This window comes from Streptomyces sp. SYP-A7185 (genome assembly GCF_046103685.1).
GTDB lineage: Bacteria > Actinomycetota > Actinomycetes > Streptomycetales > Streptomycetaceae > Streptomyces.
Map to the genome: position 1 here is coordinate 688,520 of NZ_CP122310.1, position 19,202 is coordinate 707,721.

The 19,202-nt window shown below is 72.3% G+C and carries 15 protein-coding genes; all 15 read left to right on the forward strand.

What is annotated here, in order from left to right; translation table 11 throughout:
- Genes asnB through rfbC form a run of 15 tightly spaced genes read left to right on the forward strand, consistent with a single transcriptional unit; the run spans nucleotide 1 to nucleotide 19,199 of the window.
- Nucleotides 1-1,929, forward strand: a complete 1,929-nt coding sequence (gene asnB / locus QBL25_RS02905; RefSeq protein WP_409055362.1) for an asparagine synthase (glutamine-hydrolyzing) — start codon at nucleotides 1-3, stop codon at nucleotides 1,927-1,929.
- A 32-nt stretch (nucleotides 1,930-1,961) separates the two neighbouring features.
- Nucleotides 1,962-4,145 carry a bi-domain-containing oxidoreductase gene (locus QBL25_RS02910; RefSeq protein WP_409055363.1) on the forward strand — a complete coding sequence of 728 codons (2,184 nt, stop codon included), beginning with the start codon at nucleotides 1,962-1,964 and terminating at the stop codon, nucleotides 4,143-4,145.
- Nucleotides 4,142-6,100 (forward strand): alginate lyase family protein, encoded by a 1,959-nt coding sequence (locus QBL25_RS02915; protein ID WP_409055364.1) that lies wholly within the window; start codon nucleotides 4,142-4,144, stop codon nucleotides 6,098-6,100. The genes QBL25_RS02910 and QBL25_RS02915 overlap by 4 nt, the downstream gene beginning before the upstream one ends.
- A 9-nt stretch (nucleotides 6,101-6,109) precedes the next feature.
- Nucleotides 6,110-7,645 carry a right-handed parallel beta-helix repeat-containing protein gene (locus tag QBL25_RS02920; RefSeq protein ID WP_409055365.1) on the forward strand — a complete coding sequence of 512 codons (1,536 nt, stop codon included), beginning with the start codon at nucleotides 6,110-6,112 and terminating at the stop codon, nucleotides 7,643-7,645.
- A 1-nt stretch (nucleotide 7,646) separates the two neighbouring features.
- The gene (locus tag QBL25_RS02925) at nucleotides 7,647-8,879 is read left to right on the forward strand and encodes an O-antigen ligase domain-containing protein (RefSeq protein ID WP_409055366.1); all 1,233 of its coding nucleotides are present in this window, start codon (nucleotides 7,647-7,649) and stop codon (nucleotides 8,877-8,879) included.
- A gap of 2 nt (nucleotides 8,880-8,881) precedes the next feature.
- The gene (locus tag QBL25_RS02930; protein ID WP_409055367.1) at nucleotides 8,882-10,156 is read left to right on the forward strand and encodes a glycosyltransferase; all 1,275 of its coding nucleotides are present in this window, start codon (nucleotides 8,882-8,884) and stop codon (nucleotides 10,154-10,156) included.
- The gene (locus QBL25_RS02935; protein WP_409055368.1) at nucleotides 10,153-11,406 is read left to right on the forward strand and encodes a class I SAM-dependent methyltransferase; all 1,254 of its coding nucleotides are present in this window, start codon (nucleotides 10,153-10,155) and stop codon (nucleotides 11,404-11,406) included. The genes QBL25_RS02930 and QBL25_RS02935 overlap by 4 nt, the downstream gene beginning before the upstream one ends.
- Nucleotides 11,403-12,197, forward strand: a complete 795-nt coding sequence (locus tag QBL25_RS02940; RefSeq protein ID WP_409055369.1) for a glucose-1-phosphate cytidylyltransferase — start codon at nucleotides 11,403-11,405, stop codon at nucleotides 12,195-12,197. Before QBL25_RS02935 ends, QBL25_RS02940 begins: the two co-directional genes overlap by 4 nt.
- Nucleotides 12,194-12,856 carry a PIG-L deacetylase family protein gene (locus QBL25_RS02945; protein WP_409055370.1) on the forward strand — a complete coding sequence of 221 codons (663 nt, stop codon included), beginning with the start codon at nucleotides 12,194-12,196 and terminating at the stop codon, nucleotides 12,854-12,856. The genes QBL25_RS02940 and QBL25_RS02945 overlap by 4 nt, the downstream gene beginning before the upstream one ends.
- Nucleotides 12,857-12,859: 3 nt before the next feature.
- Nucleotides 12,860-13,885, forward strand: a complete 1,026-nt coding sequence (locus tag QBL25_RS02950; protein ID WP_409055371.1) for an NAD-dependent epimerase/dehydratase family protein — start codon at nucleotides 12,860-12,862, stop codon at nucleotides 13,883-13,885.
- Nucleotides 13,882-15,156 carry a DUF4910 domain-containing protein gene (locus tag QBL25_RS02955; RefSeq protein WP_409055372.1) on the forward strand — a complete coding sequence of 425 codons (1,275 nt, stop codon included), beginning with the start codon at nucleotides 13,882-13,884 and terminating at the stop codon, nucleotides 15,154-15,156. The genes QBL25_RS02950 and QBL25_RS02955 overlap by 4 nt, the downstream gene beginning before the upstream one ends.
- A gap of 5 nt (nucleotides 15,157-15,161) precedes the next feature.
- A complete protein-coding gene (locus tag QBL25_RS02960) occupies nucleotides 15,162-16,463 on the forward strand; it encodes a hypothetical protein (protein ID WP_409055373.1) in 1,302 nt (433 codons plus the stop codon).
- A complete protein-coding gene (locus QBL25_RS02965; protein WP_409055374.1) occupies nucleotides 16,460-17,416 on the forward strand; it encodes a glycosyltransferase family 2 protein in 957 nt (318 codons plus the stop codon). The genes QBL25_RS02960 and QBL25_RS02965 overlap by 4 nt, the downstream gene beginning before the upstream one ends.
- On the forward strand, nucleotides 17,413-18,651 hold the full coding sequence (locus tag QBL25_RS02970) for a polysaccharide pyruvyl transferase family protein (RefSeq protein WP_409055375.1): 1,239 nt from the start codon (nucleotides 17,413-17,415) through the stop codon (nucleotides 18,649-18,651). Before QBL25_RS02965 ends, QBL25_RS02970 begins: the two co-directional genes overlap by 4 nt.
- Complete coding sequence (gene rfbC, locus QBL25_RS02975; protein ID WP_409055376.1) at nucleotides 18,648-19,199, forward strand: dTDP-4-dehydrorhamnose 3,5-epimerase; 552 nt, start codon at nucleotides 18,648-18,650, stop codon at nucleotides 19,197-19,199. The genes QBL25_RS02970 and rfbC overlap by 4 nt, the downstream gene beginning before the upstream one ends.
- The last annotated feature ends 3 nt before the right edge of the window (nucleotides 19,200-19,202 follow it).

Below are 19,202 nucleotides of genomic sequence, written 5' to 3' on the forward strand. Positions count from 1 at the left end.
ATGTGTGGCATCGCAGGCACGTACAGATGGCCGGACGGCAAGGCCGTGGCCGACCGGCTCACGGACATCCTGGCCCACCGCGGCCCGGACGCGGCGGGGCGCTACAGCCATCCCGCCGGTGACGGGGAAGTGCACCTCGGCCACCGCCGGCTGTCCATCATCGACCTGTCCGAGACCGGCGCCCAGCCGATGGTCAAGGACAGCCTGACCCTCACCTACAACGGCGAGCTGTACAACGCGCCCGAGCTGCGGGCCGAGCTCGCATCGGCCGGGGTGCGCTTCCGCGGCACCTCCGACACCGAGGTGCTCCTGGAGGCCTGGCGGCGCTGGGGCACCGACTGCCTGCCCAGGCTGCGCGGCATGTTCGCGTTCGGGGTCTTCGACGAGCGCACCGGGGAACTGGTGCTCGCCCGCGACCAGCTGGGCATCAAGCCGCTGTTCCTGCTGCGGCGCGGCGAGGGCCTGGTGTTCGCCTCCGAGCTCAAGGCGCTGGCCGCCGTGACCGGCGGATCCCTGGAGGTGGACCACGCGGCGCTGGTGGCCTCCCTCCTGTACTACTGGGTGCCGGACTCGCGCTGCGCGTTCCGCGAAGCGGAGAAGCTGCCGCCGGGCAGCTGGCTGCGCTGCCGGCCCGACGGCCGCGTGGAGCGCGGCCGGTACTGGAACCTGAAGGACGTCGCCGCCGAGGGCCAAGACCGGGCGCGCGCCGGCGAGCGGCCGGACCTCGCCGCCATCGTCGAGGAGTCGACCCGCCGGCACCTGCTGTCGGACGTGCCGGTGGCGACCTTCCTCTCCGGCGGGCTCGACTCCAGCTATCTGACCGCGCTCGCGGCCCGCCACCAGCCGGGGATCTCCGCCTACACGATCGGGTTCCGCGCCGAGGACGCCAAGTTCGAGGCGATGCCGGACGACCTGCACTACGCCCGGCGGGTGGCCGAGCAGTTCGGCGTGGACCTGCACGAGATCGAGATCGCGCCCAACGTGCTCGACCTGCTGCCGCAGATGACCTACCACCTGGACGAGCCGATCGGCGACCCCGCCGCGATCAACACCTATCTGATCTGCACGGCCGCCCGGGAGGCCGGGGTGAAGGTGATGCTCTCGGGGATGGGCGCCGACGAGCTGTTCGCCGGGTACCGCAAGCACCTGGCCAACCTGCTCGCCCTGCGCTACCAGCGCGTGCCGCGGACCGTGCGGCGCGGGGTGTCCGCCACCGTGGACCGGCTGCCGGTCGCCACCGCCCGCCGGGGCTACCGGTCGGTGCGCTTCGCCAAGCGGTTCCTGTCCTTCGCCGATCTGCCCGAGGAGACCGCGTTCCGGCGCAGCTACACCATGTACGACCAGCAGGAGCTGCTCTCGCTGGTCGATCCGGACCTGGCCGGGACGGTCGGGGACGTGCTGACGGAGCACGCGGACGTCTACGAGGACAACGAACTCGACGACTTCGTCAACCGCATGTGCCTGGGCGACGCGCGGATGTTCCTGCCGGGCCTGAACCTCGCGTACACCGACCGGTCGAGCATGGCCGCGTCGACCGAGGTCCGGGTGCCGTACGTGGACGTCGAGGTGGTCAAGGCGGCGTTCGCGGTGCCCGGCGACCGCAAGATCGTCGGGCGGCAGGGCAAGGCCGTCCTCAAGGAGGCGGCCACCTCGATCCTGCCCAAGGAGATCGTGTACCGGCCCAAGGGCCTGTTCAGCGCCCCGCTGCGGGCCTGGATGAGCCGGGATCTGGCGCCGCTGGTGCGCGAGGTGGTCAACGACGGCGTGCTCGTCCAATCGGGGTTCCTGCGCCGTGACGCGCTGGCGCGGATGGTCGCCGAGGACGCCTCAGGGCAGCGGGACTTCTCCAAGCACCTGTGGCACGTGCTGACCCTGGAGTACTGGTATCGCGGCGCGACCTCCGGCTCCGGCCAGAGACAAGCGGCGTGACCGCGTTGGAAGTTGAAACAAGAGGAGCTCGGGTGAAACAGGTCGTTCAGAACTACAAGAGTGGCGAGCTCACGCTGCTCGACGTGCCCGTACCGGGGTGCAAGCCGGGCGGTGTACTGGTGCGGAGCGCCTACTCGCTGATCTCCACCGGAACCGAGCTCATGAAGGTGTCCGAGGCCGGCATGTCGATGGTGGGCAAGGCCCGCTCCCGGCCGGACCAGGTGGCCAAGGTCATGCAGAGCGTGACCACCCAGGGGGTGCCCGCCACCTACCGCAAGGTGATGGGCAAGCTCGACTCGTACACGCCGCTCGGCTACTCGCTGTGCGGGGTGGTCGAGCAGGTCGGTGCGGGCATCGACGACGTGGCGGTCGGCGACCTGGTGGCCTGCGCGGGCAACGAGCACGCGCTGCACGCCGAGCTGAACTGGGTGCCCAAGAACCTCTACGCCCCGGTGCCCGACGGCCTCGCGCCCCGGCACGCGGCCTTCGGCACCGTCGGGTCGATCGCGATGCAGGGCGTCCGCCGCGGCGAGCCGCAACTGGGCGACGTGGCCCTGGTCATCGGCCTGGGCCTGATCGGACAGCTGGTGGCGCAGCTTCTGACCGCCGCGGGAGTGCGCGTGGTCGGGGCCGACCCCGACCCGGCGCGCTGCGAGCTGGCCACGCGTCTGGGCGCCGCGGCCTGCGGCGATCCGGCGTCTGCGACCGTGGAGAGCGCCGTCGCCGAACTCACCGGTGGGCACGGCGTCGACCAGGTGTATCTGGCCGCCGGCGGCGGCAGCAACCAGCCCGTCGAGCTGGCCGCCCGGCTGAGCCGGGACCGCGGCCGGGTCGTCGACATCGGCAAGTGCAGCCTGGACCTGCCCTGGAACGCGTACTACGAGAAGGAACTCGACGTCCGCTTCTCCCGCAGCTACGGCCCAGGGCGCTACGACCCGGAGTACGAGCTGGAGGGCCGCGACTACCCGATCGGCTATGTGCGCTGGACCGAGCGCCGCAACCTGGCGTGCTTCCTCGATCTCGTCGCGCGCGGCAGCGTCGACGTGGAGCCGCTGGTCTCCCACGTAGCCGACTTCGACGACGCGGTGGAGACCTACCAGCGGCTGAAGGACGGCGAACTCAAAGCCGTGGCCGTGCTGTTCCGCTACCCCGGCCACAAGGAGGAGGCGCCGGCCCCCGAGGTGGCCGTACCCGCGGTGAAGCGGCGGGCCGGCACGGCGCCCGCCCCCGCCCGGGCCACCGGCACGCCGGTGCGGCTGGCGTTCGTCGGCGCGGGAAACTACGCGACGTCGATGCTGCTGCCGCATCTGGCCCAGCGCGAGGGCGTCGAGCTGTCGACCGTGGTGACCACCACGGCGCTGTCCGCGGCCAACGCGCAGCGCAAGTTCGGCTTCGCCGAGGCCACCACCGATCTCGACGCCGTGCTCGACGACAAGACGATCGACGCGGTGTTCGTGGTCACCCGGCACAGCTCCCACGCCGAACTGACCCGCCGGGCGCTGCTCGCCGGCAAGGCGGTGTTCGTGGAGAAGCCGCTGGCCCTCACCGAGGAGGACCTGGCGGGCGTGCTCGCCGCGGTGGAGGAGTCCGGCAACGACCGGCTCCAGGTGGGCTTCAACCGCCGCTTCGCGCCGCTGCTGCGCGAGGCCAAGCAGCGGTTCGGCGCCCGCACCGGACCGGCCAGCCTGCGCTACCTGGTCAACGCGGGCCAGTTGGGCCACGGCAGCTGGTACCTCCAGCAGAGCACCGAGGGCTCACGGTTCGCCGGTGAGGGCGGGCACTTCATCGACACGGCCGGCTGGCTGCTGGGGGCCGACCCCGTCTCGGTGTACGCGCTGGCCACCTCCGGCAACGAAGACCTTCAGGTCGTCCTGCGCTACCCGGACGGGTCCACCGCCACCATCAGTTATGTCACCACCGGTCCGGCCGGCTTCCCCAAGGAGACGCTGGACATGGTCGCCGACGGCCGGGCGCTGCGCCTTGACGACTTCGTGCGCGCCTCGGTGTACGGCCCCAAGCGCTGGGTCAGCTCGCGGCTGCCCAAGGCCCGGGACAAGGGGCAGAACGCCGAACTGGCCGCGTTCGTCAAGGCCGTGCGGACCGGGGGCCCGATGCCGGTGCCGCTGGAGTCCCTGGTCGCCACCACGGCGGCCACCCTCGCCGTGCAGAGCGGCCTGGTCGGCGGTGCGCCGGTGACGTTGGCGGGGCCTCGATGACCATGAGCGCGGTCTGGTACCTGCGGCGGCTGTCCCGGATGGGGCCGCGGGAGGTCGGCGGCCGGGTCGGTGACGCGGCGCGCAGGCGGCGGTGGCGCTCGGCGCGGCCGAACTGCCCGGGCGTGACCGGTGCGCGGTTCACCGCGGTCCTGCCCGCGGACGCGCTCGCCCAGGTACCGCCGGACGCCACCAAGCGCCTGGTCGCCGAGGCGGACCGGCTGATGGCCGGGCACGCGGAGTTCTTCGGGGTGGAGCGCGAGGACCTCATCGACCCGGACTGGTGGCTCGACCCCAAGACCGGCCGCCGGGCGCCGTGGGGCTACGCCTTCGACGTGCCCTACCGCAACGAGGACGCGGTCGGCGACATCAAGCAGATCTGGGAGCCGTCCCGGCACCAGTACCTCACCGTGCTCGCCGCCGCCTACGCGCTCACCGGGCACGAGCGGTACGCCGAGCGCGTGGCCGAGCACCTGCGCTCGTGGTGGGCGGCCAACCCGCCGCTGCGCGGCGTGCACTGGATCAGCGGCATCGAGCTGGGGATCCGGCTGCTGTCGTGGGTGTGGATCCGCCGGCTGCTCGACGGCTGGCAGGGCGTGGGCGAGCTCTTCGAGCACAACCCGGTGGCGCTGAACCAGATCTGGCACCACCAGCGCTGGCTGGCCGCCTTCCCCAGCCGGGGCTCGTCGGCGAACAACCACGTCATCGCCGAGGCCGCCGGGCAGTTCGCCGCGGCCTGCGCGTTCGGCTGGTTCCCCACGTCGGCGCGCTGGCGGGCCGACGCGCTGCGGTCGCTGGAGCGGCACCTGCACGCCAACACCTTCGAATCCGGGCTCAACCGCGAGCTGGCCACCGAGTACCACGGACTGGTCCTGGAGCTGGGCCTGGCCGCGGTGGCCGAGGCCGACGCCGCACGGGTCCCGATTCCCGCGTCGGTGCGTCTGGTGCTGCTGCGGATGACCGACGCCTTGGCCGCCGTCGTGGACGACCGGCTGCGGCCGCCGCGCCAGGGCGACGCGGACGACGGGCACGGCCTGGTCCTGGACGGCGCGGGCACCGACCGCTGGGGCTCGCTGCTCGCCACCGGGGACGCCGTGTTCGGCCGCCTGGCCTGGTGGCCGACGGTGACCGGCACCGACGTGCGCACCCCGCTGCTCGCCGCGCTCATCCGGCCCTACGCGCACGACGGCACCGTACCGGCCGTGCCCCGCCCCGCCGACCGGCCGGGCCACTTCGCCGACGCGGGCATGACCATCCTGCGCGGTCCGGAAGGGATCTGGTGCCGCTGCGACGGCGGCCCGCACGGCTTCTTGTCCATCGCCGCGCACGCCCACGCCGACGCGCTGTCCGTGGAGGTGCGGCACGACGGCGTCGACGTGCTGGCCGACCCGGGGACGTTCTGCTACCACGGACAGCCCGAGTGGCGTCAGTACTTCCGGTCGACCCTGGGCCACAACACCCTGGAACTGGACGGCGCCGACCAGTCGGTCTCCGGCGGTCCGTTCCTGTGGACGCGCCAGGCCCGCAGCCGCGTCCTGTTCGCGGACACCTCCGGCGAGCAGGTGACCCGCTGGTGGGCCGAACACCACGGCTATGAGCCGTCGGTGCACCGCCGCCGGGTCGACCTGGACGTACAGAGCCAGGAGTTGAAGGTGCACGACGAGGTGCGCGGCCCGCGCCGCGCGGTGCGGCTGGCCTTCCACCTGGGACCGGCGATCGCCGTGGACCTGGTGGGCAACTGGGCGATGCTCACCTGGACCCGCGAGGGCGAGGACCGCTTCGCGGTGCTCGACCTGCCCGGTCAGCTGCGCTGGCAGGCCCACCGCGGCGAGAGCGAGCCGCCGCTGGGCTGGTACTCCCCCGGCTTCGGGCGCAAGGAACCCTCCACCACGCTGATCGGCACCGGGTTCGCCGACAGTTCGGAGGGCTTCACCACCGTACTCAGGTTCCGTGGCTAGGGAGGAGGTGTGGGGATGAAGTGGCGGCACTGGGCGCTGCCGGCGGCACCGCTGGCGCTGGCCCTGATGGCGGTGACCGGCTGTGAGAGCTCGTCGGACGGCCCGGCGGCACAGCCTTCCGTGGCGCCCTCCACGTCCGGGGCCCAGCCGGTGGCGCGGGTGTGCGCCAAGCCCGCGGCCGGACCGGCGAAGGCGCCGAAGGGCGCGGTGACGGTCGACCCGGCGAAGGTCGGTGATCTGGTCGACAAGACCAAGAGCCACCCGGCGAAGACCACGTTCTGGCTGCGGCCGGGCAAGCACCGGCTCGACCCGGACCGGTACGCGCAGGTCATCCCCAAGAAGGGAAACCGTTACCTCGGTGCGCCGGGCGCGGTGCTCGACGGGGGCAAGACCAATCAGTACGCGTTCGGCGGCACCGCTCCCGACGTCACCATCCGCCATCTGACGGTGCAGCGGTTCGTGGCGCCGCCGGACGAGGGCGTGGTCAACCACGACTCGGCCGACGGATGGGTCATCGAGCACGCGACGATCCAGAACAACTCGGGGGCCGGGCTGATGGCCGGCGCCCGCCAGGAGGTCCGCGCCAACTGCCTGCGCAAGAACGGCCAGTACGGCATGAACGCCTACAAGGCCAAGGGCCGCATCAGCGGTCTGGTGGTCGAGGGCAACGAGATCGTGGGCAACAACACCGGCGACTGGGAGCGGCGGCGCAAGGGCTGCGGCTGCACCGGAGGCATCAAGTTCTGGGCCGTGGACGGGGCCGACGTGCGCGGCAACTGGGTGCACGACAACCGCGGGACCGGCCTGTGGGCGGACACCAACAACAACGACTTCCGCATCGAGAACAACGTCCTGGAGACCAATGACGGCGCCGCGCTGATCTACGAGACCAGCTACAACGCGGTCATCCGCAAGAACACGATCCGGCGCAACAACTGGGTCGAGGGCCGCAGGTACGCCGAGCGCGGGGACAACTTCCCCTTCGCGACGGTCTACCTGTCCGAGTCCGGCGGCGAACCGCGGGTCAAGGCACGCACCGACAAGATCGAGATCGACCGGAACGTCCTGGAGAACAACTGGTCCGGCATCACCCTGTGGGAGAACGCCGACCGGTTCTGCAACAGCCCGGCCAACACCTCGTCCGGCGACTGCACGCTGCTGGTGCCCGACACCGACCGCTGCGCCCAGCCGAAGATCGCCGACAAGCCGCTCTACTCCGACTGCCGGTGGAAGACTCAGCGGGTGGACATCCACGACAACCGCTTCGTCCTGGACAAGTCCGTCGTCGAGTGCACGGTGAAGTGCGACCGCATGGCGGTCCTGGCCAACTACGGCACCTATCCCGACTGGTCGCCCTACCAGGGCGAGCGGGTCGCCGAGGCGATCACCCACGAGCAGCGCAACCGCTGGCACGACAACGTGTACGTCGGGCCGTGGAAGTTCGTCGCCCACGACCCGAGCCGCGTGCTCGACTCGGGGCAGTGGCGGGGCAGGCCCTACCGACAGGACGCGGGCAGCACCTTCCGCGCACGGGGCGGTGGTTGAGATGACCGCGGACCACACGTCGAAGCTCGTCGGGACCGCCTGGGGGCTGCTGGTCCTCAACACCCTCGGCTCCGCCGGGGCGAAGACCATCGTGCCGCTGCCCCGCTCCTTGATCCAGATGGTCACCATGGGCGCGCTGGTCGCCGCGTTCGCACTCGCGCTCGCGGTCAACGTGCGCCTGCGCATCCGCCCCAGCGCCTTCCTGCTCCTGCTGACCCTCCTGATCGTGCCGAGCGTGATCTCCAGCGTGCACCTGGAGTCGGGCCTCGGCGCGCTGTTCCGCTGCGCCCGCCTCGCGCTGTTCGTCGCCACGCTGTGGCTGCTCGGCCGCTGGTGGGACGGCAGCCTGACCTTCGTCAGACACCACATCCGGATGTACTTCGCGGTGCTGGGTTCGGTGGCCGCCGGCCTGGTCATCTCACCGGGCGCGGCCCTGCCCGAGCTCTACGGCGGGCGGCTCGTCGGCGCGCTGTGGCCGCTGACCCCGCCGCAGATCGGCCAGTACGCCGCGGTGATCGTCGGGCTCACGGTGCTGCTCGTGATCGGCCGCCGCACGGACGCGGCCGGCGCGACGGTGGTCATCGTGCCGTCCCTCGTCCTGCTCGCGCTGACCCACACCCGCACGGCCACGCTCGGCCTGCTCATCGGGCTGACGCTGGCGGTCGGCTCGCTCCTGCTGACCAGCGCCGCCGCCCGCCGGTTCTTCACCTGGACGGTGGTGTGCGCCGTGGTGGCCGGAGTGGGATTCGCCTCCGCGCTCCAAGTGTGGTTCCTGCGCGGCCAGACCGAGGAGGGCCTGTCCAGCCTCACCGGCCGGGCCAAGGTCTGGGACGCGCTGCTCGCGGCGCCCCGCTCGACCGCGGAGGAGCTGTTCGGCGTGGGCCTGGGCGACAAGTCCTTCGGCGGACTGCCCATCGACAACAGCTGGCTGGCCGTCTACCACGAGCAGGGCTGGGTCGGCATCACGCTGGTGGCGTCGGTCTTCGTGGTCCTCGGCGGCGTCGCGCTGCTGCGGCCGCCGTCGCTGTCCAGGGCCTGCGCGATCTTCCTGATCAGCTACTGCGCGATCGCCTCCTACACCGAGGCCGGTCTCGGCGACGCCTCGCCCTACCTGCTGCATCTGGCCCTGGCCGCCTCGCTGCTGGCCGCCCCCGCCCCGGCCGCTCCCCCGCCGGCGCCCGACGTCCCACAGCGACACGTTCCGCGCTGGGCCCGCAGATCGGAGGTGCTCTGACCATGCATGTCCTCGTGGTGCACAACCGCTACAACTCGGCGCAGCCCAGCGGCGAGAACAACGTCGTCGACCAAGAGGTGGCGCTGCTGCGCGAAGCCGGCCACCGGGTGGAGGTGTTCGAGCGGCGCAGCGACACCATCGCCGACCGCTCCCTGCTCGCCAAGGCCGCCGTGCCGCTGCTCGTGCCGTGGAACCCGGCGGTGCGCTCCGAGCTGGCCGCACGGCTGCGCACCGAGCGGCCGGACGTGGTGCACGTGCACAACGTCTTCCCGCTCCTGTCGCCCGCGGTGCTCGCCGCCTGCGCCGACGCCGACGTGCCCGCCGTCGCCACCTTGCACAACTACACCCAGGTCTGCCCGCCCGGCACCCTGCAACGGGACGGCAAGCCGTGCACCGAGTGCGTGGGCACGACACCGCTGCCCGCCGTGCGGCACGGCTGCTATCGCGGCTCGCGCCTGGCCACGGTGCCGCTCGCGGTCAGCCTGTCGGTCAACCGGCGGCGCTGGTGGTCGGGCGTGGAGCGGTTCTTCTGCATCTCCGCCGCACAGCGCGAGGTCCTGGTGGACGCGGGCATGCCGGCCGAACGCCTGGTGGTCAAGCACAACTTCGTGCCCGAACCGGCGGCGCGCCGGACGGGCGAGGGCGAGCACGTGCTCTATCTCGGCCGCCTCGCCGAAGCCAAGGGCGTACGGCTGCTGATGACCGCGTGGGACCGGCTCGCCGCGGCCGGCGGGGTCGGCGTCCCGCTGGTCATCGCCGGCACGGGGCCGCTGGAGCAGGAGGTGGGCGCCTGGTCCGCGGGCCGCGACGACGTGCGGTACGTCGGCCTGTACGACCCGGCCCAGTGCCGCGAGGTCATCGCGCGGTCGGTGGCCGTGGTGGCGCCCTCGACCTGGCTGGAGGCATTCGGTCTGGTGGTCGTGGAGGCGATGGCGGCGGGGGTTCCCGCCGTCGCCGCGGGCCACGGCGCCTTCGTGGAACTGGTCCAGGACGGCGTGGCCGGGCTGCTGCACCGGCCGGGCGAGCCTGACTCGCTCGCCTCCTGCATCCGCCGGGTCACGGCCGATCCGTCCCGCAACCGGGACATGGGCCGGGCGGCCAGGCTCCGCTACGAGCAGGGCTTCAGCCCGGCCGTCGGCCTGGCGCGCCTGGAGGAGGGGTACCGCACCGCGATCGCGGGGCGGTCGGGCGGCGGGGCAAGCCCGCCGCCGTCACGCAATGGAAACGCTGGCTCGCGCTGGGGCATCCGCGCGGGCAGGGATGGGGGCAGTACATGACACGATGCCGACTGTGCGGCTCGGCGGCGCTGGCGAGCGTCGTCGACCTGGGGGCGACCCCGCCGTGCGAGAGCTTTCTCGCCGCGGACCAGCTCGACCAGCCCGAACCGGCCTACCCGCTGCACCTTCAGGTGTGCACGGAGTGCTGGCTCGCACAGATTCCGCCGCTGATCACACCGGAGGAGACGTTCAGCGAGTACGCCTACTTCTCCTCCTTCTCCACCTCCTGGGTGGAGCACGCGCGCACGTTCGTCGCCGACGCCGTACAGCGGGTGGGCCTGGGCTCCGACGCCTTCGTCGTCGAGGTCGCGAGCAACGACGGCTATCTGCTCAAGCACGTGGTGGACCGGGGGATCCGCTGCCTGGGCATCGAGCCGTCGGTGAACGTCGGTGCGGCGGCCCGGGACGCGGGCGTGCCCACCGTCACCGAGTTCCTGAGCCCGCAGACCGGCGCGGCCGTCCGGGCCGAACACGGCCCGGCGAACCTGGTCGTGGCCAACAACGTGTACGCGCACATCCCCGACGTCGTCGGCTTCACCCAGGGGCTGCGCGCCCTGGTCGCCGACGACGGCTGGGTCTCCATCGAGGTGCAGCACCTGCTGACCCTGATCGAGGAGAACCAGTACGACACGATCTACCACGAGCACTTCCAGTACTACACGGTCGCCTCCGCGATCCGGGCGCTCGCGAGCGGCGGGCTCTCGCTCGTGGACGTCGAGCTGCTGCCCACGCACGGCGGCTCGATCCGGCTGTGGGCCCGGCCCACCGAGGTGGCCGGTGAGCCCTCGCAGCGCGTGGCCGACGTGCTCGACCGGGAGAAGGCCGCCGGACTGCAGGAGCTCTCGGGCTACACCGAGTTCTCCGCGCGCGTGGCCAAGGTGCGCCGGGACCTCCTGAAGTTCCTCATCACGGCGGCCGAGCGCGGCCAGACGGTCGTGGGCTACGGCGCACCGGGCAAGGGCAACACCCTGCTCAACCACTGCGGCATCCGGCCCGATCTGCTCGCCTACACGGTCGACCGCAACCCCTACAAGCACGGCCGGTTCACCCCGGGCACCCGTATCCCCATCCTGCCGCCCGAGCAGATCGCCGCCGACAAGCCGGACTACGTCCTGATCCTCCCGTGGAACCTGCGGGCCGAGCTGATCGAGCAGCTGGCCTTCGTGCACGAGTGGGGCGGCCGCCTGGTCTTTCCCATCCCGGAACTGAGCGTCGTCGAAGGCGCGTCCCCGAAGGAGGTCACAGCATGAAGGTCGTCCTGTTCTGCGGCGGTTACGGGATGCGGATGCGCAGCGGCGCGGCCGACGACGTGCCCAAGCCGATGGCGATGGTCGGCCCGCGCCCGCTGATCTGGCACGTCATGCGCTACTACGCGCACTTCGGCCACACGGAGTTCATCCTGTGCCTGGGCTACGGCGCCCACCACATCAAGAACTTCTTCCTCAACTACGAGGAGACCACGTCCAACGACTTCGTCCTGCGGGGCGGACGCACCGAGTTACTGTCCACCGACATATCGGACTGGACGATCACCTTCGCGCAGACCGGCATCGAGTCCCCCATCGGGGAGCGGTTGCGCCGGGTGCGCCACCACCTGGACGGCGACGAGATGTTCCTCGCCAACTACGCCGACGTGCTCACCGACGCACCCCTGCCGGAGATGATCGACCGGTTCGCCCGGCGTGACGCCGGCGCGTCGATGATGGTGGTGCCGCCGCAGTCCTCCTTCCACTGCGTGGAGCTGGGCGAGGACGGTCTGGTGGGGGGCATCACCCCGGTGAGCGAACTGCCGATGTGGGAGAACGGCGGGTACTTCGTGCTGCGCCAGGAGGTCTTCGACCACATCCCCGAGAACGGCGACCTGGTCGCCGACGGATGCGCCCAGCTGGCCAAGCAGGGCCGCCTGGTCGCGCACCAGCACCGCGGCTTCTGGAAGCCGACCGACACCGTCAAGGAACGGGCCGCGCTGGACGAGGCCTACGCCCGGGGCGACCGCCCGTGGGCCGTGTGGGAGCGGGACCGCGCCAAGGTGGGCGCATGATCCGGCTCGGGGCCGGGCCCCTGAAGCGGATCGTCGCGGTGGGCGCGCACTGCGACGACATCGCCATCGGCGCCGGCGGCACCCTGCTGACGCTGTGCCAGGCGCACCCGGGCCTCCGCGTCGACGCGCTGGTGCTCTCCGGCGGCGGCAGCGAGCGCGAGCAGGAGGAGCGCGCCGCGCTCGCCGCCTTCTGCCCGGGCGCCGACCTGCGGCTGACCGTGCTCAAGCTGCCGGACGGCCGGATGCCCGTGCACTGGGAGGAGGCCAAGGCCGCGGTGGAGGAGCTGCGCGCGCAGACCGAGCCGGACCTGATCCTGGCCCCGCGCACCGACGACGCGCACCAGGACCACCGGGGCCTGGCACAGCTGATGCCCACCGCGTTCCGCGACCACCTCGTCCTCGGCTACGAGATCGTCAAGTGGGACGGCGACCTCGGCCGGCCGGCCGCGTACCAGCCGCTGGCGCCGGAGATCGCCGAACAGAAGGTGCGGCTGCTGCAGGAGCACTACCCCTCGCAGCGGCACCGGCCCTGGTACGACCGCGAGGCCTTCCTGGGGCTCGCCCGCATCCGCGGCATCGAATGCCACGCGCGCTACGCCGAGGCGTTCGCCGTCACCAAACTCACGCTCGACCTGAGCACTTTCACCCTGGGGGAATGAACCTTGCGCGTACTGCTCACCGGACACCAGGGGTACCTGGGCACCGTCATGGCCCCGGTCCTCACGGCCGCCGGACACGAGGTCACCGGCCTCGACGCCGGCCTGTTCGCCGACTGTGTCCTCGGACCGCCGCCCGCCGACCCGCCGGGTCCGCGGGTGGACCTGCGTGACGTCACGGCCGACCACCTCGCCGGGGTGGACGCCGTGATCCACCTGGCCGCGCTGTCCAACGACCCGCTGGGATCACTGGCGCCGGAACTCACCTACGACATCAACCACCACGCGTCCGTACGCCTGGCCCGGCTCGCCCGCGAGGCCGGCGTGCGCCGCTTCCTGTACGCCTCGACCTGCTCCGTCTACGGCGCCGCCGGCGGCGGCGACCTGGTGACCGAGGACGCCCCGCTGCGCCCGGTGACCCCCTACGCGGAGTCCAAGGTGCGCGTGGAAGGCGACCTGCACGCGCTGGCCGACGGCGACTTCAGCCCGGTGTACATGCGCAACGCCACCGCCTTCGGCTACTCGCCCCGGCTGCGCGCCGACATCGTCCTGAACAACCTGGTGGGCCACGCGCTGTTGTCCGGGGAGGTGCTCGTCCTCTCCGACGGCACCCCCTGGCGTCCGCTGGTGCACGCCGCGGACATCGCGCGCGCCTTCACCGCGGCCCTGGACGCGCCGCGCGAGGCGGTCCACGACCGGGCGTTCAACATCGGCAGCGAGGTCAACAACGTCACCGTCGCCGAGATCGCCGAGCAGGTCGCCGCGGCCGTGCCCGGCTCGAAGGTCGTGATCACCGGAGAGACCGGCGCCGACCCGCGGTCCTACCGTGTGGACTTCTCCCGGTTCCGTGCCGCGATCCCCGGCTTCGACTGCGAGTGGACCGTGAAGCAGGGCGCGCTCGAACTCGCCGACGCCTACCGCACGCACGGGCTGACCCGCGAGGACTTCGAGCGGCGCTTCACCCGCCTGGCCGTGCTGCGCACGGCGTCCGAGACCGGTGCCGTCGACGAGACCCTGCGGTGGCGCCGATGAGCTCTGCCGGCGAAGAGATGCACGCCCTGGTGCGGCGGCTGTACCCGCTGTGCCGGAGCATCACCGGCGACGGGGTGCGCGCCACCCTGGACATCGTCGGCGAGTACCTCCCCCTCCAGACGCACGAGGTGCCGACGGGGACGCAGGTGCTCGACTGGACGGTCCCGCAGGAGTGGAACATCCGCGACGCCTACGTCGCCGATGGAACCGGTCGCCGGGTCGTCGACTTCGCCGCGTCCAGCCTGCACGTGCTCGGCTACAGCGTGCCGGTGGCGGCGACGTTGCCGCTCGCCGAGCTCCGCGAGCACCTGCACACCCTGCCGGACCATCCGAGCTGGGTGCCCTACCGCACCAGTTACTACGCACCGGAGTGGGGTTTCTGCCTGGCCCAGGAGACCTTGGACGCGATGCCGGACGGCGAGTACGAGGTGCGCATCGACTCCACGCTCGCCGACGGGCACCTCACCTACGCCGAGCACGTGGTGCCCGGTCAGGTGTCCGACGAGGTGATCGTCTCCTGCCACGTCTGCCACCCGTCGCTGGCCAACGACAACCTGGCCGGCATCGCGGTGGCGACGTACCTGGCCCGGGCGCTCGCACAGGAAACGCCGTACTACACCTACCGGTTCATCTTCGCGCCCGGCACCATCGGGGCGATCACCTGGCTGGCCCGCAACGCGGAGCGCATCGACCGGGTCAAGCACGGGCTGGTCCTTGCCTGTGCCGGTGACTCGGGACAGCTGACGTACAAGCAGAGCAGGCGTGGCGACGCGGAGATCGACCGGGTGATGCGGCACGTGCTGCGCACCTCCGAACGCCCCCACCAGGTCAACGAGTTCACTCCGTACGGCTACGACGAGCGGCAGTACTGCTCCCCCGGGTTCGACCTCGGTGTGGGCTCCTTGAGCCGGACGCCCTACGCCGGCTATCCCGAGTACCACACCTCGGCGGACAACCCGGACTTCGTCTCCCCGGAGGCGATGGCGGACACGCTGGCCGTCTGCCGCGAGGCGTTCGGCGTGCTCGACCGCAACCGGCGCTACGTCAACCTCAGCCCGTACGGCGAACCCCAGCTGGGACGCCGCGGGTTGTACGACGCGCTCGGCGGGCGCAGCGACACCAAGCAGGCCCAGATGGCCATGCTCTGGGTGCTCAGCCTCTGCGACGGCGAGCACGGTCTGCTGGACGTCGCCGAGCGCTCGGGGCTGCCGTTCGACACCGTCGCCGCGGCGGCCGACGCCCTGCACGGCGCCGGACTGATCAAGGCCTGACGCCGATGACCATCGAGGGGGAGAAGACGACGACACCGGCGGCAGCGTCCGGGCAGGCCCGGCGGGGCATCGTCGGGCGGCTGTCCTGGGGGCTGGCCGACCAGGCGGCCTCCAGCCTGTCCAACTTCGTCGTCGGCATCTACGTGGCCCGCTCCCTGGGGCTGACCGCGTTCGGTGTGTTCAGCCTGGCCTGGGTGACGTACGGCGTGGTGCTCAGCGTCTCCCGCGGGCTGGCCACCGACCCGCTCGTGGTGCGCTTCAGCGGTGTGTCCGACGCGTCCTGGCGCGGCGCGGTGGCCCGGTCGTCGGGTACCGCGCTCGGCGTCGGCACCGCCATCGGCGCGGCCTGCCTGGTGGTGGGCCTCGCCGTGGGCGGACGCGTGGGGCCCGCGTTCGCCTGCCTGGGCGTCATGCTGCCGGGGCTGCTGCTGCAAGACGCCTGGCGCTACGCCTTCTTCGCCGCCGGCACCGGGCGCAAGGCGTTCGTCAACGACGTCGTGTGGGGCGTCGCGCTCGTCCCGGCCATGGTGGTGGCCGCGCACGTGGGCAGCGTGTCCGCCTTCGTGCTCGCCTGGGGCGCGTCGGCCGCCGTGGCCGCGGTGTACGGCTGCTTCCAGTCCGGCATCCGGCCCCGGCCGACCGGAGCCCGCGCGTGGCTGCGCGAGCACCACGACCTCAGCTACCGCTACCTGGTCGAGAACGTCGGCGTCAGCGGCGCGAGCCAGCTGCGGGCCTACGGGCTCGGCGCGATCGTCGGCGTCAGCGCGGTGGGCGTGGTCCGGGGCGCCGAACTCCTGCTCGGCCCGTTCATGGCCGTGCTGATGGGCCTCTCGCTGGTCACCGTCGCGGAGGCGGCCCGGGTCCTGCGCCGGGCCCCGCACCGCCTGGGTGTGTTCTGCCTGCTCCTCGGCGGCGCGCAGGCCGTCGCGGCGCTGCTGTGGGGCGCGGCGCTGCTGCTGATGCCCGAGCGGCTCGGCGAGCTCGTCCTGGGCGACGTCTGGAGCTCCGCGTCGGAGCTGATCGTGCCCGTCACGCTGGGCGTCGCGGGCGCGGGCCTGGGCACCGGTGCGGCGGCCGGTCTGCGCGCGCTCGCCGCGGCCCGGCGCAGCCTGCGCAGCCAGCTGTTCGCCTCCGCCTGCTATGTCGCGGGCGGGCTGGGCGGAGCGGTCGTGGCCGGCACGCTCGGCTCGGCCTGGGGCGTCGCCGCCGCGACCCTGTGCGGCTCGGCCGTGTGGTGGCTGCAGCTGCGCTCCGCCCTGCGTGAGCACCACCACAAACCCCCCATTCCCGAAGTGAGGACGCAATGACCGCCCATCCCCGACTGAGCATCGGCCTGCCCGTCTACAACGGCGAGGAGTACTTGGCCGAATCACTCGACGCGCTGCTCGGTCAGACCTACGAGGACTTCGAACTCGTCATCTCCGACAACGCATCGACCGACCGGACCCAGGAGATCTGCCAGAAGTACGCCGCGGCGGACTCCCGCGTCCGCTACATCCGCCTGCTGAGGAACATCGGCGCCGCGCCCAACCACAACTACGTGTTCACCCAGTGCCACGGCGAACTGTTCAAGTGGGCGTCGCACGACGACCTCTACGCCCGCGACCTGCTGCGCCGCTGCGTGGAGGCGCTGGACGAGCGGCCGGACGTGGTCCTCGCGCACTCCGGCCAGGCGGTCATCGACGGCGACGGCCAGGTCAAGGTCCCCTACGAGTACGGCATCGCCACCGACGCGCCGCACGCGCCCGAACGCTTCCGCAGCTTCCTGTTCGAGCCCGGGGGCGACGACTTCTACGGGGTGATGCGGGCCGACGTGCTGCGCCGGGTCAAGCCGCACGACAGCTACCACCACGCGGACCGCACGTTCGTCGCCGAGATCGTCCTGCACGGGCCCTTCCACCAGGTGCCCGAACTGCTGTACTTCCGCCGCGACCACCCCACCCGCGCCGAGCGCGCCAACCCCGGCAAGCGCGCGAGGTGCGTCAACCTGGACCCGCGCCGGGCCGGCCCGCTGCACCCGACGCCCCGGCTCCTGGCCGAGTACGTCTGGGGCTTCACCTCCGCGATCCAGCGGGCGCCGCTGTCCGCGGCCGACCGGCGCGCGTGCTATCGCCATCTGGCCGCGTGGATGACCAGCCGGGCCAGGCCGGGCGCCGGCGAGCGGATAGAGGACCGCGCCCCGGTGGACCCGGCCCAGCTCACCGTCTCCGTCGACGAACTGGTCGCCGGCCGCGAGGGCCGCGAAGGCGGGCACGCATGACGTCCACGGACGACACCCGGGTGCGCGTGGGGGTGTTCGGCCTGCTCGGCTCCGGCAACCTCGGCAACGACGGGTCGCTGGAGGCCCTGCTCGGCCAGCTGCGCGCCGACCACCCCGAGGCGGTCGTGGACGCGCTGTGCGGCGGCCCCGAGGTGGTCGCCGCCCGCTACCGGATCCCCGCGACACGCCTGCACTGGAACCGCGGGGAGTACCGGACCGCGTCACGGGCCGGCGCGGTCGCGGCCAAGGCGGCGGGCAAACTCGTCGACGTCGTGCGCACCGCCGCCTGGGTGCGCCGGCACGACGTGGTGATCGTGCCGGGCATGGGTGTCCTGGAGGCCACGCTGCCCCTGCGGCCGTGGGGCTTCCCGTACTCGCTGTTCCTGCTGTGCGCGTCCGGCCGGCTGTTCCGCACCCGCGTCGCGCTGGTCAGCGTCGGCGCCGCCCACATCGCCAGCCGGCCGACCCGGGCCCTGGTGCGCTGGTCGGCACGCCTGGCCACCTACCGCTCCTACCGCGACACCCTGTCCCGCGACGCGATGCGCGACATGGGCGTGGACACCACGCGCGACGAGGTCTACCCCGACCTGGCGTTCGCCCTGCCCGCGCCGGCGTCCGACGCGCCCTCGGGCGCGCCCGGCCCGGTCTGCGTCGGCGTCATGGACTTCCACGGCGGCGACGACGACCGCGCCCGGGCCGAAGAGATCCACCGGCGCTACCTCGACGGGACGACCCGCTTCGTGCGCGCGCTGGTCGCCGAGGGCAGGCCGGTCCGGCTGGTCACCGGCGACGCGTGCGACACGGCGGTGGTCACCGCGATCCTCGACGCGGTCGACTCGCCCCTGGTCACCGCCGCCGAGGCCGACTCGATGGCCGACCTGATGAAGGAGATGGCGACCGCCGACACCGTGGTGGCCACCCGCTACCACAACCTGGTCTGCGCGCTGAAGGTCGGCACGCCCACGCTCGCCCTCAGCTACGCGGCCAAGAGCGACGCGCTCATGGCCCGCATGGGCCTGGCCGCGTACTGCCATCCGGCCCGCGAGGTCGACGCCGAGCGGCTGCTGGAGCAGTTCCGGGAACTGGAGGGGCGATCGGCGCAGCTGCGCCAGACCCTCGCCGAGCACAACGCCACCGCCACCCGGCAGCTGGAGCGCCAATTCGCCGCCCTGACCGCGGCCTTGTTCCCGCTGGCCGCGCGCACCTCCGTCCACGCCCAGCAGGAGTCTTCATGAAAGCGACCGCAGTCCCGGCGATCGAAGGCGCCTACCTCTTCGAACCGACGCCGTACGCCGACGAACGCGGCTTCTTCTGCCGCACCTTCGACGCCGACGTGGTCCGCTCGGTGGGCCTCGACCCGAACGCCTTCATCCAGGACAGCCTGTCCCGCTCGGTCCGGGGCGTGCTGCGCGGCCTGCACCTGCGCTCCGGCGCCGGCGAGGCCAAGCTGGTGCGCTGCTCGTACGGGAAGGTCTTCGACGTCGTCGTGGACCTGCGGGCGGACTCGCCGACCTACCGCAACCGGGCCTTCTTCGAGCTGTCGGGCGAGACGCAGGCGACCTTGTACATCCCGGCGGGGTGCGCGCACGGCTTTCAGGCGCTGACCGAGACCGCCGACACCTCGTACCGCATCGACCGCCCGCACGACCCGGCCGAGGACGTGACGATCGCCTTCGACGACCCGGACCTCGCCATTCCCTGGCCGCTGCCGGTCACGTCGATGTCCCAGCGGGACCGGGAGGCGCCGAGCCTCGCCGACGTCCTGAAGCACAAGGAGAGTTGAGGC

Excerpts from the sequence above, each read along its gene's own strand:
- asnB (WP_409055362.1), top strand. The coding sequence starts at position 1 with ATGTGTGGCATCGCAGGCACGTACAGATGGCCGGACGGCAAGGCCGTG.
- QBL25_RS02915 (WP_409055364.1), top strand. The coding sequence starts at position 4,142 with ATGACCATGAGCGCGGTCTGGTACCTGCGGCGGCTGTCCCGGATGGGG.
- QBL25_RS02925 (WP_409055366.1), top strand. The coding sequence starts at position 7,647 with ATGACCGCGGACCACACGTCGAAGCTCGTCGGGACCGCCTGGGGGCTG.
- QBL25_RS02930 (WP_409055367.1), top strand. The coding sequence starts at position 8,882 with ATGCATGTCCTCGTGGTGCACAACCGCTACAACTCGGCGCAGCCCAGC.
- QBL25_RS02935 (WP_409055368.1), top strand. The coding sequence starts at position 10,153 with ATGACACGATGCCGACTGTGCGGCTCGGCGGCGCTGGCGAGCGTCGTC.
- QBL25_RS02940 (WP_409055369.1), top strand. The coding sequence starts at position 11,403 with ATGAAGGTCGTCCTGTTCTGCGGCGGTTACGGGATGCGGATGCGCAGC.
- QBL25_RS02945 (WP_409055370.1), top strand. The coding sequence starts at position 12,194 with ATGATCCGGCTCGGGGCCGGGCCCCTGAAGCGGATCGTCGCGGTGGGC.
- QBL25_RS02955 (WP_409055372.1), top strand. The coding sequence starts at position 13,882 with ATGAGCTCTGCCGGCGAAGAGATGCACGCCCTGGTGCGGCGGCTGTAC.
- QBL25_RS02960 (WP_409055373.1), top strand. The coding sequence starts at position 15,162 with ATGACCATCGAGGGGGAGAAGACGACGACACCGGCGGCAGCGTCCGGG.
- QBL25_RS02965 (WP_409055374.1), top strand. The coding sequence starts at position 16,460 with ATGACCGCCCATCCCCGACTGAGCATCGGCCTGCCCGTCTACAACGGC.
- QBL25_RS02970 (WP_409055375.1), top strand. The coding sequence starts at position 17,413 with ATGACGTCCACGGACGACACCCGGGTGCGCGTGGGGGTGTTCGGCCTG.
- rfbC (WP_409055376.1), top strand. The coding sequence starts at position 18,648 with ATGAAAGCGACCGCAGTCCCGGCGATCGAAGGCGCCTACCTCTTCGAA.